This is a genomic window from Ornithinimicrobium flavum, from assembly GCF_004526345.1.
Taxonomy (GTDB): Bacteria; Actinomycetota; Actinomycetes; order Actinomycetales; family Dermatophilaceae; genus Ornithinicoccus; species Ornithinicoccus flavus.
The window spans coordinates 3,366,140-3,389,725 of record NZ_CP038213.1 but is presented as its reverse complement, the minus strand read 5'-3'; the positions used below and the strand labels follow the sequence as shown (position 1 = coordinate 3,389,725).

Sequence of the window (23,586 nt, the reverse complement as noted above, 5' to 3'; positions counted from 1 at the left end):
GGTCACCCCCTGACGATGGCACAGGACAGGTGACACTGGGTCATGTGGCGACCCAATGTCACGTTTGCCGGGTGGGCCGTGGCCTTCAGCCCTCGCCGGCGGCCGTGACCAGCTGCTCCCAGGTGATGCTGCGGGGCGGGCTGTGGCGGTGCTGGGTGGCGAGCGTGGCGATGGCCCGGCTGAGCGACTCGCGGCCGAGCTCCTCGCCGAAGCGGTCGACGACGAGGATGGCTCGGGGGCGAGCCAGGCCGCCGAGGGCCTCGCGCACCGCGTCCATGAGCTCGACGGCTAGGGCGTCCAGGTCGGTGCCGCGGGCGCTGGAGGCCAGCTCGGGGGAGAGGACCACCGCGGCGACCAGGGCGCGGCCCAGCTCGACGTCCTTGCGGACCGTCACCCTGGCCTGTGCGACGAAGGGGTGGTCGGTGAGGACGTCCCGCACCTCCCGCAGCGAGACGAGCTGGCCGGAGACGGAGACCACCTCGTCGGCACGCCCGAGGAAGGCGATCGTGCCGTCCTCGGCCCGGGCAGCCAGGTCCCCGGTCGCGTAGACCCCGGGGTGGCGACCCCAGTGGTCCCACGGGTCCTGGGAGACGTCGTCGGCGCCGTCGACACCGATCATCAGCCCTGCCCAGGGCCGGCGGAGCACGACCTCCCCGGTCTCGCCGGGACCCACGACCCGCCCCTGCCGGTCGACGATCTCCAGGCCGCAGTCGGGCAACGGCAGGGGGAGGGGTGAGCCCTCCTCGAGGACCGAGCCGGCGCTGTCCGTCACCCGCACGACACCGCCTAGCTCGAGCTGGCCCCAGGCGTCGAGCACCTCGAGGTCGGTCCCGAAGGAGGAGCGGATCCAGGCCCCCAGCTCGGGCTCGACCGGCTCCCCGGCGGTCGTCAGCCGGCGCAGGCTCGGAGCGGCGTCGGTCTCGGGCATCTCGCGCGCCCAGCCGCGGATGGTGCGCATCACCGACGGGCTGGTGATCAGGCTCTCCACGCCGTAGCGGCGGATGATGTCCCACGCCCGGCGGTGGTCGGGCACGTCGAGCGTGCCCTCGTACATCACCGAGGCGTCACCCCAGGCCAGCGGCCCGTAGACGGCGTGGAACTGGGTGACCGCCCAGGCGATGTCACCGGCGCACCAGAAGGGTCCGCCGGTGCGCAGCCGCCCGTGCACCGCGATCGCGTTGGCCAGCACCGACGCCGTCCCGTGCAGCACCGACACCGGCTGACCACCCCGCCGCGCGATCGGCACGGACGCCACCGGGTGGTCGCTCGGCAGCGCGAGCGCCTGCTCGTCCTCGTCCCGCTCGCGGCCCCGCTTGGCGGCGACCACGTCGTGGTACCACCGGTCGCCCTCGTACCACGCCACGTCCATCCCCGTGCGCCGCACGACGATCGTGTGCTCGATGCTGCCGACCGCCGACAGCGCGTCGTCCAGCCGGGCCTTGAGCGGGAGCACCGTCCCGTGCCGCCACGCACCGTCCTGCGTGAAGATCACCTTGAGGTCCAGCAGCGCCAGCCGGTCGGCGAGCGGCCCCGGGGGCAGGGTCGAGGCGATGACGCTGTGCACCGCGCCGATGCGCGCGCACGCCAGCATCGCCACCACGGTCTCCGGCAGCCAGCCCAGGTGCAGGCCGACGCGCTCGCCGGGCCGCACCCCCATGGCGGTGAGGGCGCGGGCCAGGGTGAGGACCTGCTCGTGGAGCTCCCGGTAGGTCAGGTCGCGGCGGTCCCCGGGCTCGCCCTCCCAGTGGATCGCGACCTCGTCGCCGCGCTCCTCCAGGTGGGCGTCCAGGCAGGTCACCGACAAGTTGAGCCGGGCCCCGGGGAGCCACGCCCCGTGGGCCCACAGGCCCTCACCCGGCGCCAGCAGGTGCAGCCGCGCCGCGACGTCCTGCCACCGCGGGTCGGGGGGGAGGGGGGTCACCTGGTCCCGCGGGGTCACCCGCTGCGGGGTTCCCTGGTCACGCGGCGCCACCTGGTCAGCCATGCCCCAGTGTCCTCCCTGCCGCCTTCGCGGCACGACCGAGGTATGCCGCGGCCGCGGCCACGTGCTCCTCGTCCCCCGCGTCCGGGATGTCCGCGGAGACCGCCCCGACCGCGGCGCCACCGGCGTCCAGCACCGGCACCGCGACCTCCGCAGGCACCGTCATGTCGTCCGGCTCGTGCAGCAGCCACTCCGCCCCGGCCCACTGCTCGCGGCACGACCGCGCTGTCTCCTGCACCTCGGGGGCGGCCAGCCGCAGCGCGTGCTCCCACCCCTCGTCGTCCGCCCGGGCCGCCAGCACCCGCCCCCCGGCGGTGTCCAGCGCCGCGTGCACCCGGTTGCTCTCCCGGTAGGGCCCGACCGCACCCCCGTCCACGCGGTCGACATACACGACCTCGCCCCGCACGAGCACCTCCACGTGCACGGTCGCCCCCACCTTGTCGCGCACCTGGGAGAGGTAGGGGGACACCGCGCCGATGAGCGGCAGCCGGGTCAGGTAGTGGTGGGAGAGGCGGGCCAGCTCCGGGCCGAGGCCGTAGCGGGAGGTCGCCGGGTCCTGCACCGCCAGGTCGGCCAGCACCAGCGAGCGCAGCAGCCGGTGAACCGTGGGGATGGACATGGCGGAGCGCTCCGCGAGGTCGGTGAGCTGGTGGTAGGCCGGGCCGTCGGCCAGCAGCTCCAGCAGCGTCACCGCGTTGCGGACCGTGCCCAGACCACCCCGGCCGTTCTCCGCAGCAGGCATCCGTCCTCCGATCAGTGAACCCCGATCATCCCCCATTGCGCCCCGGATTACGACATCCGCGCAAAGATTTCTCTCAACAGGTCTTGATTTTCAGATAGTGGAACCCTACTCTCAGACCAGCCCGCCCGTCATCGACGACACCTGCGTGGAAGGACCGACCTTGCTCACTCGCGCGTACCAGCACTCCCTCAACGGCAGCCGGCTGCCGGACGGGGAGCCCGTGCTCGAGGTGGACGGCGTCTCGCTGCGCTTCGGCGGGGTCAAGGCCCTCACCGACATCAACTTCACCGTCACCCAGGGGCACGTCCACGCGATCATCGGCCCCAACGGCGCCGGCAAGTCCTCGATGCTCAACTGCATCAGCGGCATCTACCACCCGCAGGAGGGCCAGATCCGCCTGCAGACCGCCGCGGCGTCGGGGGAGCGGACCACCTCCACCCTCACCCAGCTGCCGCCGCACAAGATCGCCCGACTGGGCGTGGCCCGCAGCTTCCAGAACATCGAGCTCTTCTCCCACCTCACCGTGCTGGAGAACCTCATGCTGGGCCGCCACATCCACATGAAGCACAGCGTCGCCGCCTCGATGCTGTGGTTCGGCCCGGCCCGCCGGCAGGAGATCGAGCACCGTCGGCTCGTCGAGGAGGTCATCGACCTGCTCCAGCTGCAGGCCTTCCGCTCCAAGCCGGTCGGCTCCCTCGCCTACGGCATCCAGAAGCGGGTCGAGCTCGGCCGCGCCCTCTGCATCCAGCCCGCCCTCCTCCTGCTCGACGAGCCGATGGCCGGCATGAACGCCGAGGAGAAGGAGGACATGGCCCGCTACGTCCTCGACGTCCACGAGCTCGCCGGCGTCACCGTCGTCCTCATCGAGCACGACATGAACGTCGTCATGGACATCTCCGACCGCGTCAGCGTCCTCGACTTCGGCCGGCTCATCGCCGACGGCACGCCCGACGAGGTCAAGACCAACCCCGCCGTCATCGAGGCCTACCTGGGCTCCGAGGACGAGGACGACGCCGTCCGCGAGGCCCTCGAGCACATCCAGGAGCAGGAGGCCCCCCGTGGCTGAGGCGCGGAACGACGCAGAAAGCCGGCCGACGTCCGGGGGGGACACGGGGGGCGGAGCCCCCCGTGCGAACACCTTCCCGCGCCTGCTCCTCCAGCGCGCCGAGCAGCGCCCCGACGACGTCGCCATGCAGGAGAAGCTCTACGGCATCTGGCAGCCCATCACGTGGGCGGAGTACGCCCGCCGCGTCGAGGACTTCGCCCACGGCCTGGCCGGCTTCGGCGTCGAGCGCGGCCAGATCATCGCCGTCCTCGGCGACAACCGCCCCGAGTGGCTCATCGCCGAGCTCGCCGCCCAGAGCATGGGCGCCTCGGTCGTCGGCATCTACCCCACCTCGATCGGCGAGGAGCTCGAGCACATCCTGGCCACCTCGCAGGCCCGCGTGGTCGTGGTCGAGGACCAGGAGCAGGTCGACAAGCTGCTGCGGCTGCGGGAGACCACGGACCTCGGGGTCGAGCACGTGATCTTCTACGACCCGCACGGGCTGGAGGGGTATGACGACCCCTGGCTGGTCGACTTCACCGAGGTCGAGCGGATGGGTCGGGAGCGGGCCGAGCAGCAGCCCCGGTGGTTCGCCGACCAGGTGGACGCGGGCAGCCCGGACGACATCGCGATCATCTGCACCACCTCGGGCACGACGTCCAAGCCCAAGCTGGGCGAGCTGTCCCACCGCAACCTGCTGGCGATGGCCGACAACCTCACCCAGATCGACCCGGCCGACAGCTCCTTCCGCTACGTCTCCTTCCTGCCCTTCGCCTGGATCGGCGAGCAGATGCTGGCGGTGGCGATCGGCCTGGGCAAGGGTCTGACGATCAGCTTCCCCGAGGACGCCTCGACCCAGCGCTCCGACATGCGCGAGATCGGGCCGGACGTGATGTTCTCCCCGCCGCGGATCTGGGAGTCGATGCTCTCGGAGGTGCAGGTCCGCATCGACGAGGCCGGCTGGCTCAAGCGCAAGGTCTTCGGCTGGGGCTACGAGATCGGCGACAAGGCCGCCCGCGCCCGGGTCCAGGGCAAGGGCTCCGGCGGTCTGGTCACCCGGCTCGCCGACGCCGTGAGCACCCGCCCGGTCCGCGACCAGCTCGGTCTGTCCCGGGTGCGCCGCGCCTACACCGGCGGTGCCCCGCTCGGCCCCGACGTCTTCCGCTTCTTCCACGCGATCGGCGTCAACCTCAAGCAGATCTACGGCCAGACCGAGATCTGCGGCATCGCGGTCGTCCACCGCGACGACGACATCGCCTTCAACACGGTCGGCACCCCGATCCCCGGCACCGACCTGCGCATCTCCGACGACGGCGAGATCCTGCTGCGCTCGCCCTCGATCTTCCGCGGCTACCACCGCCAGCCGGAGGAGACGGCGAAGACGGTCGACGCCGACGGCTGGCTGCATACCGGTGACGCGGGCTATCTGGACGAGGACGGCCACCTGGTCGTCATCGACCGCGCCAAGGACGTGCTCACCGCTCCTGACGGCAGCCGCTACTCCAGCCAGTTCATCGAGAACAAGATCAAGTTCAGCCCCTACGTCGAGGAGGCGGTCGTCTTCGGCCCGGAGGAGGCCGGCCAGGGCATGACCGCGATGATCACCCTCGACCCCGGCACCGTCGGGTCCTGGGCCGAGCACGAGCGGCTGTCCTACACGACCTACACCGACCTGGCCGCCAAGGACGAGGTCTACGACCTCATCGCCGAGGAGATCGTCCACGCCAACGAGGACCTTCCGGAGGCGATCCGCGTGCAGCGCTTCCTGCTGCTGCACAAGCAGCTGGACCCCGACGACGACGAGATCACCCGCACCCGCAAGGTGCGGCGCAACGTCATCGACGAGCGGTATGCCGACCTCATCGCCGCACTGCGTCGGGGTGATGACCGGATCGGGCTGTCCAGCCGGATCACCTACCAGGACGGCTCCTCGGTCCTGCGCGAGCTGTCGCTGCGCATCTTCGACCTGACCACCTACCGGATCCCCGAGGGCAGGGGCCGCCGACCCGTCTGGAGCGGCCGGCGCTGAGGCGCCGGGCGAGGAGAATCCTGTGTCGACCTTCCTGAACCTGCTGGTCTACGGACTGGCTGACGGCTCGATCCTGGCGCTGGCCGCGCTCGGCTTCGTGCTCATCTACAAGGCCACGTCCGTCATCAACTTCGCCCAGGGCGAGTTCCTCCTGGTGGGCGCCTACATCTTCTACACCTCGTTCGTGGTGCTGGGCCTGCCCTTCATCGGGGCGGTCCTGGTCGGGGTGCTGGCGGCGGTCGTCATCGGTGTGCTCGTCGAGCGCTTCATCCTGCGGCCGATGATCGGCGAGGAGCCGATCAGCATCATCATGGTGACGATCGGGCTGTCGATGCTGCTCAAGGCCCTGGTGCAGATGTTCTACGGCACGAGCGTCAAGAGCCAGCCGGCGATCCTGCCGAACCGCTCGATCGAGTTCCTCGGCGCGGTCGTCCCGCTCAACCGGCTGCTCGTGGTGCTCATCGCCGCCGTCGTGCTCACCGCCTTCACGATCTTCTTCCGCCGCTCGCGGCACGGGATCGCGATGCGGGCGGTGGCCGACGACCAGCAGGCGGCGATGACGATGGGCATCTCGGTGCGCCGCATCTTCGCCCTCGCGTGGGTGCTCGCGGCGGTCTCGGCGCTCATCGCCGGTGTCCTGCTCGCCGACATCACCGCGGTGGACCAGAATCTCGCGTCCTTCGGGCTCATGGTCTTCCCCGTGGTCATCCTCGGCGGCCTCGACTCGGTGCCCGGCACCATCGTCGGCGGGCTGACCATCGGGCTGGTCACGCAGTTCGTCTCCGGCTACCTCGACCCGGGCCTGGCCACGGTCGTCCCCTACATCGTCCTCGTCCTGATCCTGCTGGTCCGTCCGTACGGGATCTTCGGCGAGACCCGGATCGAGAGGGTCTGACATCGTGTCCGCGACCGCCACCGGCATCTACCACCGGACCTACGCCTCCGAGCTCAGGCTGCGCAGCACCCGGGCGGAGTACGTCCGCCTCGGCCTCATGGTCGTGCTGCTGCTCGTCGTGCCCTTCGTGCTCGACAACTACTGGCTCTCCATCGCCAACACCATCCTCATCGCCGTCATCGGCGCGGTGGGGCTCAACATCCTGGTCGGCTACACCGGCCAGATCAGCCTGGGCCAGGGCGGCTTCCTGGCGGTGGGGGCCTACTCCTCGGCGATCCTGTCCGAGCGTATGGGGCTCCCGGCGCCGCTGGCGATCGCCCTCGCCGTGATCCTCACCGCCGTCATCGGCACCTTCTTCGGCCTGCCCGGCCTGCGGCTCAAGGGCCTCTACCTGGCCATCGCGACCCTGGCCAGCCAGGTGATCATCGAGTTCATCATCCGCCGCTGGGGCTGGCTGACCGAGGGCCGCGGCTACATCACCCTGTCCCGGCTCGAGGTCTTCGGGTGGAAGCTCCCGCGGGAGACCTTCGAGCAGAGCTGGTACTGGATCCTGCTCGTGCTCGCGGCCCTGGCCGTGATGGCCGCCCGCAACCTCTTCCGCACCGGGCTGGGCCGCTCCTTCATGGCCGTCCGTGACCAGGACATCGCGGCCGAGGCGATCGGGGTCAACCTGACCCGGGCCAAGCTCACCGCGTTCGCCGTCTCCTCCGGCTTCGTCGGGCTCGCCGGTGCGCTGACCGCGCACTACAACGAGACCGTCACCTGGGAGGCCTTCACCCTCAACGTCTCGATCCTCTACCTGGCGATGATCATCGTCGGTGGCCTCGGCAGTGTCGCCGGCGCCGTCTACGGGGCGATCTTCATGACCTTGCTGCCGGTCCTGATCCGCGAGCTGGCCGACCTCGTCGGCCCCGCCGCCCCGTGGCTGTCCAGCCAGCTCCCCGCGATCCAGAACGCGGTCTTCGGGCTGGTCATCATCCTCTTCCTCATCATCGAGCCCCGTGGCCTCAACCGGCTCTGGGAGCGGATCAAGGAGTACTTCCGCTTCTGGCCGTTCCGTTACTAGACCGCACACGACATACCCCCCCACCCCACCCCTGCCGCTCCCGGCACACATCCAAGGAGAACCACATGAACCGCACACGACGCGGAGCATTCATCGCCGCGAGCGCCGCCCTGGCGCTCGGCCTGTCGGCCTGCGGCGGCAACGGAGGCGGCGACGCCGGCGACGGCGACGCATCGGGCGAGCCGATCAAGGTCGGCATCATCGCCGACCTCACCGGCGCCACCGGCGACGTCGGCACCCCCTACAACGAGGGCATGCTGGCCTACATCGAGCACCGGAACGCCAACGGCGGCGTCGCGGACCGCGAGATCGAGGCGATCAGCAACGACTACGCCTACGAGGTGCCGCAGGCCGAGCAGCTCTACAAGCAGTACGTCAACGACGGTGTCGTCGCCGTCCAGGGCTGGGGCACCGGTGACACCGAGGCCCTGCACACCAAGGTCGCCGACGACGAGCTGCCCTTCATGTCCGGCTCCTTCGCCGAGTCGCTGACCGACCCGGCCGAGGCGCCCTACAACTTCGTCGTGGCGCCGACCTACTCCGACCAGATGCGCGTCGCGCTCAACTGGATCGCCGAGGACGCCGGCGGCAACGCCGAGGTCGCGGTCTTCCACCACGACAGCCCCTTCGGTCAGGCCCCGGTCGCCGACGGCGAGGCGTGGGTCTCCGAGCAGGGTCTGGACCTGGGTTACGAGTCCTACGCCATGCCGGCCGGCTCGGCCAACTACGTCGGTCTGCTCTCCCAGGCGCAGAGCCAGGGCGCGAAGTACATCGTCATCCAGAACGTCGCCTCCCCGGCGGCGCAGGTCGCCAAGGACATCGCGGCGCAGAACCTGGACATGAAGATCGTCTGCCTCAACTGGTGCGGCAACGAGCTCTTCATCGACACCGCCGGTGCGGACGTCGCCGAGGGTCACATGCTCATCCAGCCCTTCGCACCGCTGTCCTCGGAGAAGGACGGCCACGAGGAGATGCTCGCCTTCCTCGAGGAGAAGGGTGAGGACCCGGAGTCCAAGGGCACCTCGTGGGTGCAGGGCTGGATGGTCATGCACGTCATGGCCGAGGGTATGGAGAAGGCCGCTGAGGACGGGGACATCACCGGTCCCTCGATCAAGGAAGCCCTGGAGACCATGGGCGCCATCGACACCGGCGGCGTCATCGGTGAGGGCGACATCGAGTTCTCCGCCGAGTCCCACCGTGGCTCGACCAGCACCGGTGTCTACACCGCGCAGGGTGGCCAGATGGTCGAGGTCGAGGCGGGCGCCACGCCATGAGCACCGCAGCGGTCTCGTCCCCGGGCGCGTCGGGGCGACCCGACGCGCCCGAGGGCGGGGGGCTGGGAGACCTGCTCGTCCTCAACAACGTCGAGGTCATCTACGACGACGTGATCCTCGTGCTGCGCGGGCTGTCCTTCGCGGTGCCGGAGCACCAGATCGTGGCGCTGCTCGGCTCCAACGGCGCGGGCAAGTCGACCACCCTCAAGGCGGTCTCCGGCCTGCTGCCCAGCGAGCGCGGCGAGGTGACCGACGGGTCGATCGTCTTCAAGGGCGAGGACATCACGAAGATGGACGCCTCGACCCGCGTGGGCCGGGGGATGAGCCTGTGCATGGAGGGGCGGCACGTCTTCGAGCACCTCACCATCGCCGAGAACCTCGTCGCCGGCGCCTACACGCGCAGCGGCAAGGAGTCGGCCGAGGACCTCGACATGGTCTACGAGTTCTTCCCCAAGCTGGCCGACATGCGGGCCCGCGTCGCGGGCTACCTGTCCGGCGGCGAGCAGCAGATGCTCGCGATCGGCCGGGCGCTCATGGCCCGACCGCAGCTGCTCATGCTGGACGAGCCCTCGCTCGGCCTGGCGCCGCTGCTGGTGCAGGAGATCTTCGGCTACGTCAAGCGGCTCAACGCCGAGACCGGGCTGACCGTGCTCGTCATCGAGCAGAACGCCCGGCGGGCGCTCGAGGTCGCCGACCACGGCTACATCATGGAGCAGGGCCGGATCGTGCTCGAGGGGCCGGCGGCCGAGCTGCGGGAGAACCCGGACGTCAAGGAGTTCTACCTGGGCCTCGGTGACGAGGGCAGCCGCAAGTCCTACCGGGACGTCAAGCACTACAAGCGGCGCAAGCGCTGGCTGTAGGCGACCGGCGCCGGCGTCGAGGCCGGCGCACCGCATACCCGCACTGTCGAGAAAGAAGGACCCATGTCGATCGAGGCTGCCCTGGAGCGGCGGGCGCAGACCCTGGCGCCGGCCCTGGCGCAGGTGGTGCGGGGGGCCGCCGGGCGGGTGCCGGGCTTCGCCGCCCGGCTCGCCGAGGCGGGCGTGGACACTGACGAGGTATGCGGCTCGCCTGGCCTGGCCGCGCTGCCGGTGCTGTCCAAGGACGACCTGGTGGAGCGGCAGCAGGCCGACCCGCCGCACGGCGGGCTGCTCGCGCCGGACGCGGACGTGGCCCGCTGGTTCCAGTCGCCCGGACCGCTCTACGAGCCCCAGCTGGCAGGTGCGGACTGGCGCTGGGGGCAGGCGCTGGCCGACCTGGGCGTCGGTGGGGCCGACATCGTGCTCAACTGCTTCGGCTACCACCTGTCCCCGGCGGGCGCGATGCTCGAGCAGGGCGCGCGCTCGGTCGGGGCGGCGGTGGTGGCCGGCGGCATCGGCAACCAGGAGCTGCAGGCGCGGGCGATCGGCGACCTGGGCGTGAGCGCCTACACGGGTCTGCCGTCCTACCTCAAGGCGCTGGTGGAGGCGTATGACGCCGCCGGGCTGGACGCCGCCCGGTGGCGGCTGGAGCGGGCGCTGGTGACGGCCGAGCCGCTGCCGGACTCGCTGCGCGAGGTGCTGACGCAGCGGGTGCCGCACGTGCGGATGGCCTACGGCACGGGGGAGACGGGGCTGCTGGCGTGGGAGCCGGCGGGGGAGGAGCCGGGGCAGGGGCTGGTGCTCGCTGACGGCGTCGACGTGCAGGTGTGCGCGATCGGGACCGGGGAGCCGCTGACCGACGGCACCGAGGGCGAGGTGGTCATCAGCCTGCTGCGCGAGGACTACCCGCTCCTGCGTTTCGGCACCGGTGACCTGTCGGCGTGGATGCTCGGCCCGGACGGCTCGCTGCGGCTCAAGGGCGTGCTCGGGCGCGTGGGCCAGGCGGTGAAGGTGAAGGGGATGTTCCTCCACCCGCGCCAGGTGACGTCCGTGATGGAGGGTGCGCCCGGCGTGGCCGACTACCGCTTCGTCATCGACCGGGTCGATCACGTCGACCAGCTCGCCTGCCACGTCGTGCCCGACGGCACGGTGGCGGGGGAGGAGCTGACGTCGGCGCTGGCCACCCGGATCCGCGAAGGCCTGCGCTTCCGCACCGACGTGCAGGTCGTCGACGACCTGGGCGAGGGCGAAGGCCCGATGGTGGACCGGCGCGACTGGAGTTGAGGAGGGGCCTCCTACCCACCTTGGGCGCCAGCCCGTATCTCTCTGACCATTTCTGCCACGTGGGCGGCCTGCCTCGCAGCCTTCTCGGCAGCATCGCCCGCCTTGACGGCGCTGACGATCTTCCGGAAGGGCAGGTCCGGTCTGACGCCGGCGAGCGTGAGGCCAGCCTTGCGGTAGTCGCCCTCCACGGCGTACCACGTCGCGTTCGTCATGATGGCGCCGAGGCGAACCGACCGGAGGTGAGGGGAGGATGAGATGGGGAGGGCGAGCACGGCGAGGACGACATGGCCCCAGCGTTGGACCCAGGAGGCCAGGTCTCCGGCCACTGCCTTCGTGCACGTCCAATAGTCGCGCGGGTCCCAGGAGCACCCGCTCTCCTCGATGACCTCCGCAGCCAGGGCCTGCAGGACAGTCGCGTCGTGCCACGGTCCGACGTCCGTTGCCACCTCCGGTGCCAAGATCGCCACCGCCGGGTCCGACGCCCAGCTGGCCGCGTCGACCGCCGCCGAGAGGGCGGTGAGCGTTGCGGTCACGCCCACGCTGTCGCCGTCCGGCGTCTCGGGGAACCTGTGCTCGAAGAGGAGGTAGTGCGTGAACCTGCCGATGTGGTGCTCGGTCTGGTCAATCCTCGTGGTGCCGGGCAGGAAGTCGGTGAAGGCCCAGCCGGCGGCGGCCTGGTTGGCGGTCAGGGCGGCCGTCAGCGCGAGGATCCCGTCGGTGAGGTAGACGCCGTTCGGGGCCGGCGCGAACGGGACGTCCTTCCTGGGCCTGGCCTCGGGCCAGGCGTCCCGACCCTCGCGGAGGTCGTGCTCGTAGTAGCTCCGCGTCACGGACTGGAGGAACTCCGTCGACCAGTAGCCACGGGAGAGCACCAGCAGCAGGTTGGCCTTGTTGGCCAGATCCGTCCGCTCTCGCTGGCGTCCCTCAGCGTCGAAGAACCACCCGCCCTCGCCATAGAGCTCCTGCGGGATCGTCGTGGCGGTGATGAAGTCCGCGGTCCACGCATCCGGCAGCGCTAGCTCATCCTGACCGTGGGTGGCCAGGGCCAACGTGCCGGCCAGGTCGGTCAGGGCCAGCTCGTAGCCGTGCGTGTCGAACCCAGGCCTGAAGGGCGCGTCCGCGCTGTCACCGGCGACCGTGCCCAGCGCGTCCCCGATCTCGCGAGGTGTGAGCTGAGAGGCGAAGAGGTGCGCGAAGTCCGGCTGCCCACGGTAGGCCGCAAGGTGGCCCGCTGCGGTCAGGTCACCTGCTGTGAGCGCCTTGACGGCTTCTCGGGCGTCGGTGCGGACCTCGGAGAAATAGTCCCTGGCCAGCACCCCCGTCGCGATGAGGGCGGCCACCAGGACACCCACGATCGCGCCTGTCATGAGCCTGCGTCGCCACGGAGGCGGCGGCTCCGGGAGTCGCTCCGACCTGAGGTGCACCGCGGTCGCAGGCGCGCGATGCGGCTGACGACGGCTGGCTCGACCGGGCCTCAGGCCTCGTGCTGACACGCGACTCAGGGTAGAGCGCACCCGGGCAGGCCGCGCCGGAAGGTCCGTCGAATTCGGCGGATCTGACGGGCGAGTCCTAGGCACCGGCCGCATCGGCCCGCAGGTGACCGCCCTGCGGGGAAATGACCACAGAAGGATCTTCGAACAGTACCGATAGGCCGCGTGGCGACCCGAAGATTCACCTGTATGGTGGGCGCGTCACCTCGACGCCGCACTCCCGGTGCGGGCGTCGACCTACGCCCACGGAAAGGGGTTGAGCGAGATGTCGATCCTCCGCCTGCCCCTGCCCGAGGTCGTGGCGCCGGTCCAGTCGTGCTGCCCCTGCATGTGCATGTGCATGCGGCGCGCTGGCGTCTGACGGGTCGATCCCTCCACGACCGTCGCCCTCTGGGCCGCAGCCGCCAGCGCACCCTCCCCCGAGGACCCGCCCCACTGCACCCCGAGGACCGTCCATGACCTCCACCCTCACCGCGACCGCGACGCCGACCGGGGGCCGCGCCACCGCGGTGCCCGTCCGGCTGCGCGGCGTCTCCCGCTCCTTCCCGACCAGCGCCGGCCGGCACGACGTGCTGACCGGCGTCGACCTCGACATCGCCGCCGGCGAGATCGTGGCGCTGATCGGCGCCTCCGGCAGCGGCAAGTCCACCCTGCTGCGGCAGATGTGCGGGCTGGACACCCCGGACGCCGGGGAGATCCTCATCGGCTCCCGGCCGGTGCGGGACGTCGACCAGCGATGTGCCATGGCCTTCCAGGAGCCGCGGCTGCTGCTGTGGCGCAGCCTGGCCGAGAACGTCTCGCTCGGGCTGCCGCGCGGCACGCCGGCCGCGGAGGGGCAGGCCCGGGTCGCCGAGCTGCTGCGCCTCGTGGGCCTGACGGAGGCCGCCGACCGCCGTCCCCGGCAGGTGTCCGGCGGCATGGCCCAGCGGGCCTCCCTGGCCCGGGCGCTGGCCCGCAACCCGGAGGTCCTGCTGCTCGACGAACCGTTCGGCGCGCTCGACGCCCTCACCCGGCTGCGAATGCAGGACCTGCTCCTGGACGTGCACGCCGCGGAGCCGACGACCGTCGTCCTGGTCACCCACGACGTCGACGAGGCGCTCTACGTGGCCGACCGGGTCGCCCTGGTCGGCAGCGACGAGCCAGGGACGGGAGCCGACATCCGCTCGCTCACCCCCGTCCCAGGCTCCCGGCCACGGGACCGCGCCGACGCCCGGCTCGCCGCGCTGAAGGTCCAGCTCCTCGAGGGCCTCGGCGTCCCCACCCACCACCGCGACTGACCCCCCACCTCACCCGGCTCGCCCACGGGCGCGCCGGCATACCCCACCGCGGCCGATCGGCCCGGCCACCACCACACCTGCCCTTCCCCAAGGAGACCTCATGTCCAGCAGACGACTCACCCTCACCCTCACCACGCCCCTGCTCTCCGCCCTGCTCCTCACCGGCTGCGTCGCCGGCGAGGACTCGCCGCAGGCGGCACCCGAAGCCGCCGGCGGCGGGTGGAGCGACACCGAGCTCAACATCGACTTCGCGACCTACAACCCGCTCTCGCTCGTCATCAAGGAGAAGGGCTGGCTCGAGGAGGAGCTCGGCGAGGAGGTCACCGTCACCTGGACGCAGTCGGCCGGCTCCAACAAGGCCAACGAGGGGCTGCGGGCCCACGCTCTCGACGTCGGGTCGACGGCCGGCTCGGCCGCGCTCCTGGCCCGGGCCAACGGCTCCCCGATCAAGACGATCCTGCTCTACTCCCAGCCGGAGTGGTCGGCACTGGTGGCCCCCGCGGGCTCGGAGATCGACGAGGTCGAGGACCTCCGCGGCCGGTCCGTGGCCGCCACCAAGGGGACCGACCCCTACTTCTTCCTCCTGCAGGCGCTGGGCGAGCACGGCCTGACCCTGGAGGACATCGAGGTTCAGAACCTGCAGCACGGCGACGGCAAGACCGCCCTGGAGAACGGCAGCGTCGACGCCTGGTCGGGTCTGGACCCGCTGATGGCCGCGAGCGTCCAGGACTCCGGGTCGACGCTGTTCTACCGCAACATCGACTTCAACACCTACGGCTTCCTCAACGCCACCGAGGAGTTCCTGGCGGACAGCCCCGACCTGGCGCAGGTCGTCGTCGACGCCTACGAGCGGGCCCGCGTCTGGGCGCAGGAGAACCCGGAGGAGACCGTGGAGATCCTGGCCGAGGTCGCCGCGATCGACCCGGCCATCGCCGAGGAGGTGCTGGTGGACCGCACGGTCCTGGACCTCGACCCGGTCCCGGGCCCGGTGCAGACCGAGGTGCTCGACTTCGTCGGCACGATCTTCGTGGAGTCCGGGGACGTCCCGGACCAGGCGGTCGTGGACGAGGCGCTCGCCTCGCTCTACGACACCTCCTTCGTCAACGCCGCCCTCGGTGAGAGCGCGGGTGGCTGACGTGTCGACCGCGACCGACAGCCGCGCCCGCCGCACCGCCGAGGCCGACCGCACCGAGGCACCGGCCCCAGGGTCCGAGGAGACCGGCCGGGGGCGCTCGCCGCGGACGAGCCAGCCAGGGGCCGGCGGGGACGGCGCCTCCCCCCGCACCCGGCGGTCACGACCGCCCACCCGCAGGTATGCCGTGGGCCTGCTCGGCCTGCTCGTCCCCACCGTGCTCGTGCTGGCCTGGCACTGGGCCAGCACCGCCGGGGTCTTTGCCGTCTACCAGCTGCCCCCGCCGGCGTCGGTGTGGGAGGCGGGGGTGGACCTGTGGTCCCGGGGTGAGCTCACCCGCCACGTGGCCATCTCCACCCAGCGCGTCCTGCTGGGGTTCGCCATCGGCGCCTCGATCGGCCTGGCCGTCGGCGCGGTCGTCGGGCTGTCGCGCTGGTCCGCCGTCCTGCTCGCCCCCACCGTCGGCGCCTTCCGCGCCGTACCGTCCCTCGCCTGGGTGCCGCTGCTCATCCTCTGGCTCAAGCTGGGGGAGGACTCCAAGGTCACGCTCATCGCGATCGGAGCGTTCTTCCCGGTCTACACCATGGTCGCCGGCGCGCTGCGGCACGTCGACCCGCACCTGGTCGAGCTCGGGCGCGCCTACGGGCTGCGACCGCTGCGGCTCTTCACCAGGATCCAGCTCCCGGCCGTCCTGCCGACGGTCGTCTCCGCGCTGCGGCTCGCGCTGGCGCAGGCGTGGCTCTTCCTGGTCGCGGCCGAGCTGGCCGGCGCCTCGATGGGCCTGGGCTTCCTGCTCACCGACTCGCAGAACAACGGCCGGGTCGACCGGCTCGTCCTGGCCATCGTGCTGCTGGCCCTGCTCGGCAAGCTCACCGACTCGGTCATTGGCCTGGTCGAGGCGCGCCTGCTGCGGAGGTGGATGTAGGCGTGACCCGAATCCGCGACCGGGGTGTGGTCCGCCGGGTCAGCGACGGGCGTCGCTGATCGCCTCCTGGAAGGCCAGGGCCCACTCCTCGGCCGTCGGCTCGACCAGCCCGGTCTCGCGCAGGTCGACGACCGCGACGCGCTCCTCGTTGTCCTGTGCCCAGGTGAGCAGATCGTCGGCGACGCCCGGCTCGTAGAGCCCCTCCGGCGCGATCGCGACGAGCACGGGCACGTCGTGCAACCCGTCAAGCAGCTCGTCCATCGCGGAGGCGATGTCCTCCTCCTCGCTGTCCATGCCCAGGCTAATGAGGATGGCCGCGGGGTCGGCCGACACCCGGTCGAAGCGGTCGAGACGGTCGGCGGCCTGGGCGATGGTGGTGCCACCCCGGCTCGCGCTCCACACCCGTAGGGCCGGCCCCTCGCCCTCGGACAGGACGATCGGCGCGGTGAACGTGCGGTCCTCACCCTCGCCCCAGTGCCGGATCTGCACGGGCCGCTCCTGCGCCACGAGCGTGGCCCACTGCTGCACCCATTGGGTCGTCAGGTTGCTGTAGCCGTCGCCCACGACCAACAGGTTCGCCTCCTCCTGCCACGCCGCGACCCACTCCTCGACCGTGGCCCCGTCGTCCTCTGGAGCCTGCGTCGCGGCGGCCACGTCGTCATCGGGTGCGGCGGTCTGCGCCGGGTCGGAGGTGGGGGAGGCGGTGGTGTCGGCCACAGGCTCGGTCGGCTCAGCGGTGGCGGTCGCAGTCGCCGTTGCGTCCTCGGTCCCAGAGGCCATGCTGGGGGAGTTGGCCTCGGCGCTCGAGAGCGACGGGTGCGGCCGGTTCACGCTCCACACCGCAAAGCCGGACGCGCCGACGGCGACTGCAGCCAGGGCGGCGAGCAGCGCGTTCTGCGCCCGGGTCGACGGTGCCATGCCTCAGCCCCGGCCCGCCGGCTTCGCGGCGCTGTTGCGCCGGGAACGGCGGGACCGCTCCCGGCGGCCACGCCCCTCGAGCTCGGTGTCGGGGCGGTAGTCGCCGTAGGAGTACTGGTAGGCATCCGGACCCTTGACCGGCAGCCGGTTGGCCACCACGCCGAGCACCTTGCCGCCGACTCGCTCCAGCGTCGCCAGTGCCCTCTCGAGCTCGTCGCGACGCACGACGTCGGCACCCACGACGACGATGGCACCGTCGGTGAGAGTGGACAGGATGGCCGCGTCGGTGACCGCCAGCAGTGGGGGAGCGTCGATGAGCACGTAGTCGAAATCAGCCTCGAGCCGGTCCAATAGTCGCCGCATCGCGTCCGACCCCAGCAGCTCGCTCGGGTTCGGCGGGACTGGGCCGCACCCCAGCACGCTGAGACCGCCCACGTAGGGCTGCAGAACGTCCTTGAGCTCGACCCGACCCACGATGACGTCGGTGAGCCCGACCGCGTTCTCCAGTCCCATGTACTCCAACAACCGCGGCCGCCGAAGGTCTCCCTCAATCAGGCACACGGTGGACCCGGTCTCAGCGATCGTCAGCGCAAGGTTGGCGGCCGTGGTGCTCTTCCCCTCATTGGGGACGGACGACGTAAGGAGGAAGGTCGTGGGCTGGTCGTCCGGGTCGAGGTAGAGCAGGTTGGTCCGCAAGGCCCGGAACGCCTCGGCCCGCGGGCTGTGCGGGTCGATCTCGATGACGAGCGGGTGATCCGGCGCGTCCTTGTCGAAGGAGATCGCGCCGATCGTCGGCTCGTCCGTGACCCGGGCGATGTCGGCCTCACCACGGACGCGCTGGTCGAACAGGTCGCGGAGAACCGCGAGCCCCAGGCCCAGCAGTAGTCCCAGCACGACAGCCAGCGCCATGTTGCGCAACGGGTCGGGGCTTGCAGGGTCCTCTGAGGGGGTAGCTGGCTGGACCACCGTCGCCTTGACAGCGCTCTGACCATCGGCCGACACGCGCTCCAGCTCCTGCACCGTTTCGGCAAACTGATCCGCGACCGTGTTAGCAATATTGGCCGCGACCACAGGGTTGCGATCTGTGGCCGTGACGTTGATCAACACCGTGTTGGGCGGGACCGTGGCAGTGACTCGGCCCGCCAAACCACGGGCCGACATGTCAAGCCCCAGGTCCTCGATCACCGGACCGAGCACGACGGGGGTGGTGACGATGTCGGCATACGTCGCCACCTGTCGCTGCGTGAACGAGCTCCCCTGGACCAGATCGGAGACATTGTCGCCCCCGGCCGTGGACACAAACAGCTCTGCCTCAGCGCGGTACTCCCGAGGCATCAGCGCCGTCAACAGCGCGGCGACCGCAATCGTCGCGAGCGGTATGGCGACGACGAGCCGCCAGTTGCGCCTAAGTACACGCAGATAGTCAGACAGTTCCATTCACAATCCTGGGCTCGGTGGTAGCTAGCCAAACAGACCCATCTTATCGGACAGGTGTTGGTCTCCCGTCGGGCCAGGCGCGGATCCATCCGTTCGACCTGACCAACCCGGAGCGGCTCAAATTTGTGGGCTTGTATGACTTGGAGCGTGGTGGGGGCCCTGAAGTAGGGCTCGCGGCCCTGCGCCAGCATCGGTGTTGTCTAGACAGCTCATGAGCGAGGACCGCGAGCGTGCACCAGCGTACGTTCGACGTCGATGCGGCGTCGATGCTGCTCAACCTGCCCGGCTACCGAGTCGTCTCGGCCAGCCCTGCCGCCGGCGACCAGCCGCGGCAGGTGCTCATCGAGACAGTCGCGACGGAGGGCGCCTGCCCGTTGTCGACGGCGCTCGAAAACTGGACAGTTTCGGCGGCCGAAAAGTGGACAGTTTTAGTCTAGTGCTCCCTGCTCGGCCTTGATGCTGGGCAGGGGGTCGATGCCTCGGTCGCGGAGCCGGTAGGACGCGCCTTTGAGGGCGATGACGTCGGCGTGGTGGACGATGCGGTCGATCATCGCGGCGGCGACGACCTGGTCGCCGAAGACGCGGGCCCAGGAGCTGAACGGCAGGTTGGACGTCAGGATGAGCGAAGCGTGCTCGTAGCGGGAGGAGACGAGCTGGAAGAACAGGTTCGCTGCGTCCTGCTCGAACGGCAGGTATCCGACCTCGTCCACGGCGATCAACGCATAGCGGCGCAGCCGGGCCAGCTCTGCCTCGAGGCGGCCGCGCTGGTGAGCCTCGGACAGGCGGGTCACCCACTCGCTCGCGGTCGCGAACAGCACCCGGTGGCCCTGCCGGGCGGCGGTGACGGCCAAGGCGGCGGCCAGATGTGTCTTGCCGGTGCCCGGTGGGCCGAGCAGGACGACGTTGCGGTGCTCGGCCAGCCAGGCCCCGGAGGCCAGGGCCTGGAGCGGGGTGCGGGCGGCGGGTTGGTGGTCGAAATCGAAGTCCTCCAGGGTCTTGCCCGCGGGGAGCCCGGAGGCGCGGATGCGCAGCTGGGCGCCCGAGGCGTTGCGGGCGGCGACCTCGCGTTCGAGGACGGCGGCGAGGTAGTCCTCGTGGGTCCACCCGGCGTCGCGGGCGTGCTCGGCCAGCCGGGCCGCGGCCTGGGTGATGCGAGGTGCTTTGAGCGCGGCCGCGAGGTGGGTGATCTGCTTCAGCGTGTCAGCCGCCGGCGTCGTCTTGGTGCTCACAGCGAGCCTCCTGCCAGGCTGTCGAGGCCGAAGGCGCGGTCGTAGTCACCCAAGTCCCGCACCAACCCCTCGTCCTCACCGGGGGCCGCCGCTGGGTCGCGGTGCTGGTAGGCGTGGCGCAACTCGGCCGCCGCGGTCACGTGGGCGGGGTCGGTGACGGTCATGCCGCGAGCCCACCGGCGGGGGTGCTCGGCGACCAGCCGGCCACCGTGGCGAACCCGGACGGTGTCGAGGTCGGCGGACACGTCGACCCGGGCACCGATCGCGGTGGGGTGGACCGAGTAGTCGCTGGTGTCGACGCGCACGTAGTAGTCCCGGCCCAGGCGCACGTGGTTGCGCCAACCGAGGTGCAGCACCGCCGGCGGCAACGGCGTCATCTTCTCCTTGTCGACGGTGAGCAGATCCACCGGACGGGCCTTGGTCGTGCGCACCACCCGGGTGTTCGCGGTGCCCAGCCAGCCGGCGAACTGGGCGTTGAAGTCCGCCGGGGACTCGAAGTGCCGCCCGGGCATGAACGAGGTCTCGAAGAAGCCGTTGCGCCGCTCGACCACGCCCTTGGACTCCGGATCCCGCGGCGGCAGCAGCACGATCTTGGTGGCCAGGGTCCCGGCGAACACCGCGGCCGGCTCGGTCAGCTTCCCGCACCCGATCCCGGCCTCGTTGTCCCAGATCAACCGACGCGGCACGCAGCCGACCTCGGACAGCAGCGCCCACATCGCGAGCAGCAGGTCCTGGGTCTTGCGAGTCGGGATCATCCGGACGAGCATGAACCGGCTGTACGCCAGCGTCATCACCAGCACCGGCAGCAGCGCCCGCGAGCCGTCCTCGAGCAAGATCTCACGAGGCGGGAACCACAGGTCGCACTGCGCCACGTCGCCGGCCGACCACGTCAACCGGTCCGCCGGGTCGATCGGGCGGTGGTCGACCCGGACCCGGTTCACGTTGTCCCGGAACCAGCGGATCGAGCCGGTCCACCCGACCCGCTCGGCGAGCACCGTCGCCGGCATGTCCGGGGTCTCCGCGAGCATCGCCCGCACCCGTTCCTCGAACGGCGTGAACGACGTCGGGCCGCTCGCCCGCTCGTACTTCGGCGGCCCCTGCGAGGCGATGGCCTTGTCGACCGTGGTCCTCGAGATGCCCAGCTTCCTGACGATCGCAGCCTTCGGCACACCCTCACGGGCCAGCCTACGAATCAGCGCCCAGTCCTCCATAGTGATCACTCTCCAATCGTGGTTGGGGTGTCCACTTTTCGAGCGCCGTTACTGCCTAGTCTTCAAGCGCCGCTGACACCCGTCCTGCGGGGTGCTGTCCTCGCGGGTCCAGGCCCGCCCGACCCAGCACGTCAAGGACGTCGCCTGCGGCGGCGGGCGCCTCGACGTCGTCGTGCGCAAGCGCCGCTACGCCTGCCGTGAGCAGCTGCCGGCCCGGGCCCGGGTCACGACCCGGCTCGCAGAGCAGGTGATCAGCGCCTGCCGGGCCGAGCCGCGCGCGGTCTCCCGCGTCGCCCACCAGGCGAGTCTGTCGTGGCCGACGGTGATGCGGATGCTGACCACCACCCTGGACCTTCACACCGGTGTCGACCGCCGGCACGTCAAGCGCCTCGGGACCGACGAGCACCGGTTCCGGACCGTGCGCTACCTGCGCGACCCGGACACCCACGCTGTGAAGCGGGTCGAGCCGTGGTCGATCGTGTTCACCGACCTGGAGGACGGCGATCCTGGACGTCGTTGACGGCCGCCGCGGCAAGGTCGTCACCTCCTGGCTCGGGGCGCGGCCGCGGTGGTGGCGCCGGCGCGTGCAGATCGTCGCGCTCGACATGTCGAGTGAGTTCCGCGCCGCCGAATCGTGTTCGCGCGTCTCAGCTCAGCGTTTTCCTTCTCGAGCTCGAGAATGCGGGCGGCGTCCTCGGTCGTCGTGCCCGCCCGCTGCCCGCCGTCGATCTCGGCCTGCCGGACCCAGTTGCGCAGCGCCTCGGGATGGACGTCCAGCTGGCCGGCGATCCGCGCGATCGCGCCGCGCGAACGGTCCGGGTCCCGGCGGGCCTCCACCGCCATCCTGGTGGCCCGCTCCTGCAGCTCCTGGCTGTACTTACGTGGTGCTCCCATGACTCTCATCCTTCCGTGTGATGAGAGCCTCCATCAGACCCGGGGCGATACATCCTTGTCCCGGAACCGGTGCACGCCGGCTGTCTCTCCGATGATGACGGCTGCGGACAGCAGGCCGCAGCCGGGCAGCGACAGCTGGGTCGACGCCTGGGGTGCACGAGGGTCTTCAGCTCCTTTTCGATGTCCTTGATCTCCTGGCTCAGGTCTGCGATCCGGACCAGGAGCTTGCGCGCCAGGCGCACGACGATGCCCTCTTGCGTGTCGAGGAAGTCCTGGACGCGGGTCCGGGTGTTGGCCTGTGGCAGGCTGCGGGAGGGCAGTGCCAGGTCGGGGTCCAGCTCGTGCAGGTGCCAGCGCAGCTGGCAGCACGCGCGGCTGCGTTGCATGACCAGGTCACGGCGGTAGTCCGACAGCAACTTGACCTGCCGGGCGGGGCCGTCGAGCTCGGCGACGGGCAGGTCGGGGTACCGCAGCGCTGCGAGGGCGACGGCCTCGGCGTCGGTGGGTCGGACTTGCCCGGTGTGCACGCCCCGCGGCGTGCCCCGGCCATCAACCGCGTTGGGGCCCGCACCACCCGCTGCCCGGCGCGCAGCAGGTCGCCTTCCAGCCGTCGGGTGAGGTGGCGGCAGTCCTCGAGGGCAAAGGTCACCTCGCCGAAGCGGGCGGCCCAGGTCAGCAGCTGCAGGTGCCCGTCTGTGTTGGCGCGCAGGGTGCACTCACCCAGGCGCCGGCCGATGTCGTCGACGGCGACGAAGGTGTAGGTGCGCTTTTGGGAGTCGGTGTCGATCATCACCATGGCCGTGGTCCTTCTGCTCGATACTGGGATGGGCGTCCTGGTCGCCGGGTGCGGCGGGCACGCCCCAATCCAGCCCGGAGCAGGCTCCTATCAAGCCGCGTCAACGGCGACGGGCCCGGTACCTTACGACCTGCTGGCTGCTCCTGCATGACGTCCTCCACCTCGCTCGGTGTTGCGACGTTCACTGGATTCCAAGCTGCACAGTGGGGCCAAATGGACTTGTCATTCTCACTCGTGCGTCCCCCAACGCCTATGCAGGCTCACCGGCTCATCGGTGGATCGAGGCTTAGCAGCCGCCGGACCGCTGATTCAGAAGGTCGCTGCGCCCCGACCGCCCCGAGCGCGGCCGGGGCGGCCTCGTCCTTCACGGCGATCCACTCACCGATCGCCGTGAAGGAGCGGGCCCCGGCCAGCACCGCGGAGATCTTCAGCGCCAGTATCACCGGCAGGGCGTGCCGCACGCCCCGCCGATCGCGCGGGTCAGGCATCGAGGTCAACGAGGCCAGCAGGCCGGCCCAACCGGGGCGTTGTGACAGTGCGGGGGTGGTAAGCGAAGATGACGACCACACCCGTCAACATCGACGGGTGTGGTCCTCGGCGTGATCGGCGGTGTGAGAACTCCTATCAAGTCACACGGGCCACACCCGTCACTCACGACACGCCGCGACGTCCTCGCAGGTCAGCGCCCCACCGACCGACTTTGCCGAGGCCCTGCGTCCCACCCCTCAAGCAGCGCTTCAACGCGCCGCCCTCACCCGACCCAGGACGAAGAGCCGCCGATCGGTAGAACGTTCCCACTCGTTGCCAACTCGCGCGCGAGTACGAGGTAGTGTTACATCGGCAACGCAGCACCGGAGCTTTTCAGCGGCGGCGCCTGTAGGCATGCCCAGCGCGAACTCCTCCGGCCAGCTACCAAGCAATGGACCACGTGAGCAGGCTGACCGGATTGCCATCAGGGACGGTGAAGACCTCTCTGGAGCAGGCGAGCGCCACCGATAGGGTCTGATTAAGCGTAGTTTGATTGCTTCTTACAGGAGGGGCCGCATGGGCGCAGTATTGTACCTGAAATCAAAAGGAGAGAGGATACTCTGGTCGCTCTCG

General features: G+C 70.7%; 21 protein-coding genes and 1 pseudogene. 12 read left to right on the top strand and 10 right to left on the bottom strand.

The features are described 5' to 3' along the window. Positions 1-85: 85 nt before the first annotated feature. Both E3Z34_RS16080 and E3Z34_RS16075 read right to left on the bottom strand, forming a co-directional pair. Positions 86-1,984: an acetate--CoA ligase gene (locus tag E3Z34_RS16080; protein WP_134774413.1), complete on the bottom strand. Its 1,899-nt coding sequence runs from the start codon at positions 1,982-1,984 to the stop codon at positions 86-88. Next, the gene (locus E3Z34_RS16075; protein ID WP_158288717.1) at positions 1,977-2,723 is read right to left on the bottom strand and encodes an IclR family transcriptional regulator; all 747 of its coding nucleotides are present in this window, start codon (positions 2,721-2,723) and stop codon (positions 1,977-1,979) included. The genes E3Z34_RS16080 and E3Z34_RS16075 overlap by 8 nt, the downstream gene beginning before the upstream one ends. A 160-nt stretch (positions 2,724-2,883) precedes the next feature. Between E3Z34_RS16075 and E3Z34_RS16070 the strand changes: the two genes are divergently transcribed. The 7 genes from E3Z34_RS16070 (at position 2,884) to E3Z34_RS16040 (ending at position 11,176) form a co-directional block, all read left to right on the top strand. Next, positions 2,884-3,789, top strand: coding sequence for an ABC transporter ATP-binding protein (locus E3Z34_RS16070; RefSeq protein ID WP_238695234.1), 906 nt, complete (start codon positions 2,884-2,886; stop codon positions 3,787-3,789). After that, positions 3,782-5,797, top strand: a complete 2,016-nt coding sequence (locus E3Z34_RS16065) for an AMP-binding protein (RefSeq protein WP_238695233.1) — start codon at positions 3,782-3,784, stop codon at positions 5,795-5,797. Before E3Z34_RS16070 ends, E3Z34_RS16065 begins: the two co-directional genes overlap by 8 nt. Positions 5,798-5,819: 22 nt before the next feature. Further along, a complete protein-coding gene (locus tag E3Z34_RS16060) occupies positions 5,820-6,692 on the top strand; it encodes a branched-chain amino acid ABC transporter permease (RefSeq protein ID WP_134774411.1) in 873 nt (290 codons plus the stop codon). Between the two features lie 4 nt (positions 6,693-6,696). Continuing rightward, entirely contained in the window at positions 6,697-7,758 is a 1,062-nt protein-coding gene (locus E3Z34_RS16055) for a branched-chain amino acid ABC transporter permease (protein WP_238695232.1), read from the top strand. A 65-nt stretch (positions 7,759-7,823) separates the two neighbouring features. After that, positions 7,824-9,032 (top strand): ABC transporter substrate-binding protein, encoded by a 1,209-nt coding sequence (locus tag E3Z34_RS16050; protein ID WP_134774410.1) that lies wholly within the window; start codon positions 7,824-7,826, stop codon positions 9,030-9,032. Beyond that, on the top strand, positions 9,029-9,892 hold the full coding sequence (locus E3Z34_RS16045) for an ABC transporter ATP-binding protein (protein ID WP_134774409.1): 864 nt from the start codon (positions 9,029-9,031) through the stop codon (positions 9,890-9,892). Before E3Z34_RS16050 ends, E3Z34_RS16045 begins: the two co-directional genes overlap by 4 nt. Before the next feature lie 63 nt (positions 9,893-9,955). After that, positions 9,956-11,176: a phenylacetate--CoA ligase family protein gene (locus E3Z34_RS16040; RefSeq protein WP_134774408.1), complete on the top strand. Its 1,221-nt coding sequence runs from the start codon at positions 9,956-9,958 to the stop codon at positions 11,174-11,176. A gap of 11 nt (positions 11,177-11,187) precedes the next feature. On the opposite strand, the gene E3Z34_RS16035 is transcribed toward E3Z34_RS16040, so the two are convergent. Next, positions 11,188-12,543: a hypothetical protein gene (locus E3Z34_RS16035; RefSeq protein WP_134774407.1), complete on the bottom strand. Its 1,356-nt coding sequence runs from the start codon at positions 12,541-12,543 to the stop codon at positions 11,188-11,190. Between the two features lie 578 nt (positions 12,544-13,121). Here E3Z34_RS16035 and E3Z34_RS16030 point away from each other — a divergent pair. The 3 genes from E3Z34_RS16030 to E3Z34_RS16020 all read left to right on the top strand — a co-directional run bounded on the left by E3Z34_RS16030 (position 13,122) and on the right by E3Z34_RS16020 (position 16,000). Further along, positions 13,122-13,943 (top strand): ABC transporter ATP-binding protein, encoded by an 822-nt coding sequence (locus E3Z34_RS16030; protein ID WP_134774406.1) that lies wholly within the window; start codon positions 13,122-13,124, stop codon positions 13,941-13,943. A 100-nt stretch (positions 13,944-14,043) separates the two neighbouring features. Beyond that, positions 14,044-15,078, top strand: coding sequence for an aliphatic sulfonate ABC transporter substrate-binding protein (locus E3Z34_RS16025; RefSeq protein ID WP_134774405.1), 1,035 nt, complete (start codon positions 14,044-14,046; stop codon positions 15,076-15,078). Position 15,079: 1 nt separating this feature from the next. Then, positions 15,080-16,000 carry an ABC transporter permease gene (locus E3Z34_RS16020; RefSeq protein WP_238695231.1) on the top strand — a complete coding sequence of 307 codons (921 nt, stop codon included), beginning with the start codon at positions 15,080-15,082 and terminating at the stop codon, positions 15,998-16,000. Positions 16,001-16,039: 39 nt separating this feature from the next. Here the strand turns inward: E3Z34_RS16020 and E3Z34_RS16015 are convergent, their stop codons facing one another. Next, on the bottom strand, positions 16,040-16,918 hold the full coding sequence (locus E3Z34_RS16015; RefSeq protein WP_134774404.1) for a hypothetical protein: 879 nt from the start codon (positions 16,916-16,918) through the stop codon (positions 16,040-16,042). A 3-nt stretch (positions 16,919-16,921) separates the two neighbouring features. Further along, positions 16,922-18,355, bottom strand: coding sequence for a tyrosine-protein kinase domain-containing protein (locus E3Z34_RS16010; RefSeq protein ID WP_134774403.1), 1,434 nt, complete (start codon positions 18,353-18,355; stop codon positions 16,922-16,924). A 230-nt stretch (positions 18,356-18,585) separates the two neighbouring features. Between E3Z34_RS16010 and E3Z34_RS16005 the strand changes: the two genes are divergently transcribed. Further along, positions 18,586-18,792 (top strand): hypothetical protein, encoded by a 207-nt coding sequence (locus tag E3Z34_RS16005; RefSeq protein ID WP_194092420.1) that lies wholly within the window; start codon positions 18,586-18,588, stop codon positions 18,790-18,792. Here E3Z34_RS16005 and istB read toward each other — a convergent pair. Then, positions 18,784-19,584: an IS21-like element helper ATPase IstB gene (gene istB, locus E3Z34_RS16000; protein ID WP_134774402.1), complete on the bottom strand. Its 801-nt coding sequence runs from the start codon at positions 19,582-19,584 to the stop codon at positions 18,784-18,786. The genes E3Z34_RS16005 and istB overlap by 9 nt on opposite strands. Continuing rightward, on the bottom strand, positions 19,581-20,795 hold the full coding sequence (istA, locus tag E3Z34_RS15995) for an IS21 family transposase (protein WP_134774944.1): 1,215 nt from the start codon (positions 20,793-20,795) through the stop codon (positions 19,581-19,583). Before istA ends, istB begins: the two co-directional genes overlap by 4 nt. 79 nt (positions 20,796-20,874) lie before the next feature. Between istA and E3Z34_RS15990 the strand changes: the two are divergent. Next, positions 20,875-21,424: pseudogene (locus E3Z34_RS15990) on the top strand (helix-turn-helix domain-containing protein); the annotation flags it as partial. Here E3Z34_RS15990 and E3Z34_RS15985 read toward each other — a convergent pair. The 3 genes from E3Z34_RS15985 to E3Z34_RS18335 form a co-directional block, all read right to left on the bottom strand. Further along, entirely contained in the window at positions 21,336-21,638 is a 303-nt protein-coding gene (locus E3Z34_RS15985) for a transposase (protein WP_238695519.1), read from the bottom strand. The pseudogene E3Z34_RS15990 and the gene E3Z34_RS15985 sit on opposite strands and share 89 nt — an antisense overlap. 56 nt (positions 21,639-21,694) lie before the next feature. After that, on the bottom strand, positions 21,695-22,216 hold the full coding sequence (locus E3Z34_RS17775; RefSeq protein ID WP_158288715.1) for a hypothetical protein: 522 nt from the start codon (positions 22,214-22,216) through the stop codon (positions 21,695-21,697). 529 nt (positions 22,217-22,745) lie between these two features. Further along, positions 22,746-22,928: a transposase family protein gene (locus E3Z34_RS18335; RefSeq protein WP_238695229.1), complete on the bottom strand. Its 183-nt coding sequence runs from the start codon at positions 22,926-22,928 to the stop codon at positions 22,746-22,748. Positions 22,929-23,586: the final 658 nt, after the last annotated feature.

Coding starts and splice junctions, on each gene's coding strand:
- E3Z34_RS16080 (WP_134774413.1), bottom strand. CDS start 1,984: ATGGCTGACCAGGTGGCGCCGCGTGACCAGGGAACCCCGCAGCGGGTG.
- E3Z34_RS16075 (WP_158288717.1), bottom strand. CDS start 2,723: ATGCCTGCTGCGGAGAACGGCCGGGGTGGTCTGGGCACGGTCCGCAAC.
- E3Z34_RS16050 (WP_134774410.1), top strand. CDS start 7,824: ATGAACCGCACACGACGCGGAGCATTCATCGCCGCGAGCGCCGCCCTG.
- E3Z34_RS16045 (WP_134774409.1), top strand. CDS start 9,029: ATGAGCACCGCAGCGGTCTCGTCCCCGGGCGCGTCGGGGCGACCCGAC.
- E3Z34_RS16040 (WP_134774408.1), top strand. CDS start 9,956: ATGTCGATCGAGGCTGCCCTGGAGCGGCGGGCGCAGACCCTGGCGCCG.
- E3Z34_RS16035 (WP_134774407.1), bottom strand. CDS start 12,543: ATGACAGGCGCGATCGTGGGTGTCCTGGTGGCCGCCCTCATCGCGACG.
- E3Z34_RS16030 (WP_134774406.1), top strand. CDS start 13,122: ATGACCTCCACCCTCACCGCGACCGCGACGCCGACCGGGGGCCGCGCC.
- E3Z34_RS16025 (WP_134774405.1), top strand. CDS start 14,044: ATGTCCAGCAGACGACTCACCCTCACCCTCACCACGCCCCTGCTCTCC.
- E3Z34_RS16015 (WP_134774404.1), bottom strand. CDS start 16,918: ATGGCACCGTCGACCCGGGCGCAGAACGCGCTGCTCGCCGCCCTGGCT.
- E3Z34_RS16010 (WP_134774403.1), bottom strand. CDS start 18,355: ATGGAACTGTCTGACTATCTGCGTGTACTTAGGCGCAACTGGCGGCTC.
- istA (WP_134774944.1), bottom strand. CDS start 20,795: ATGGAGGACTGGGCGCTGATTCGTAGGCTGGCCCGTGAGGGTGTGCCG.
- E3Z34_RS15985 (WP_238695519.1), bottom strand. CDS start 21,638: ATGGCGGTGGAGGCCCGCCGGGACCCGGACCGTTCGCGCGGCGCGATC.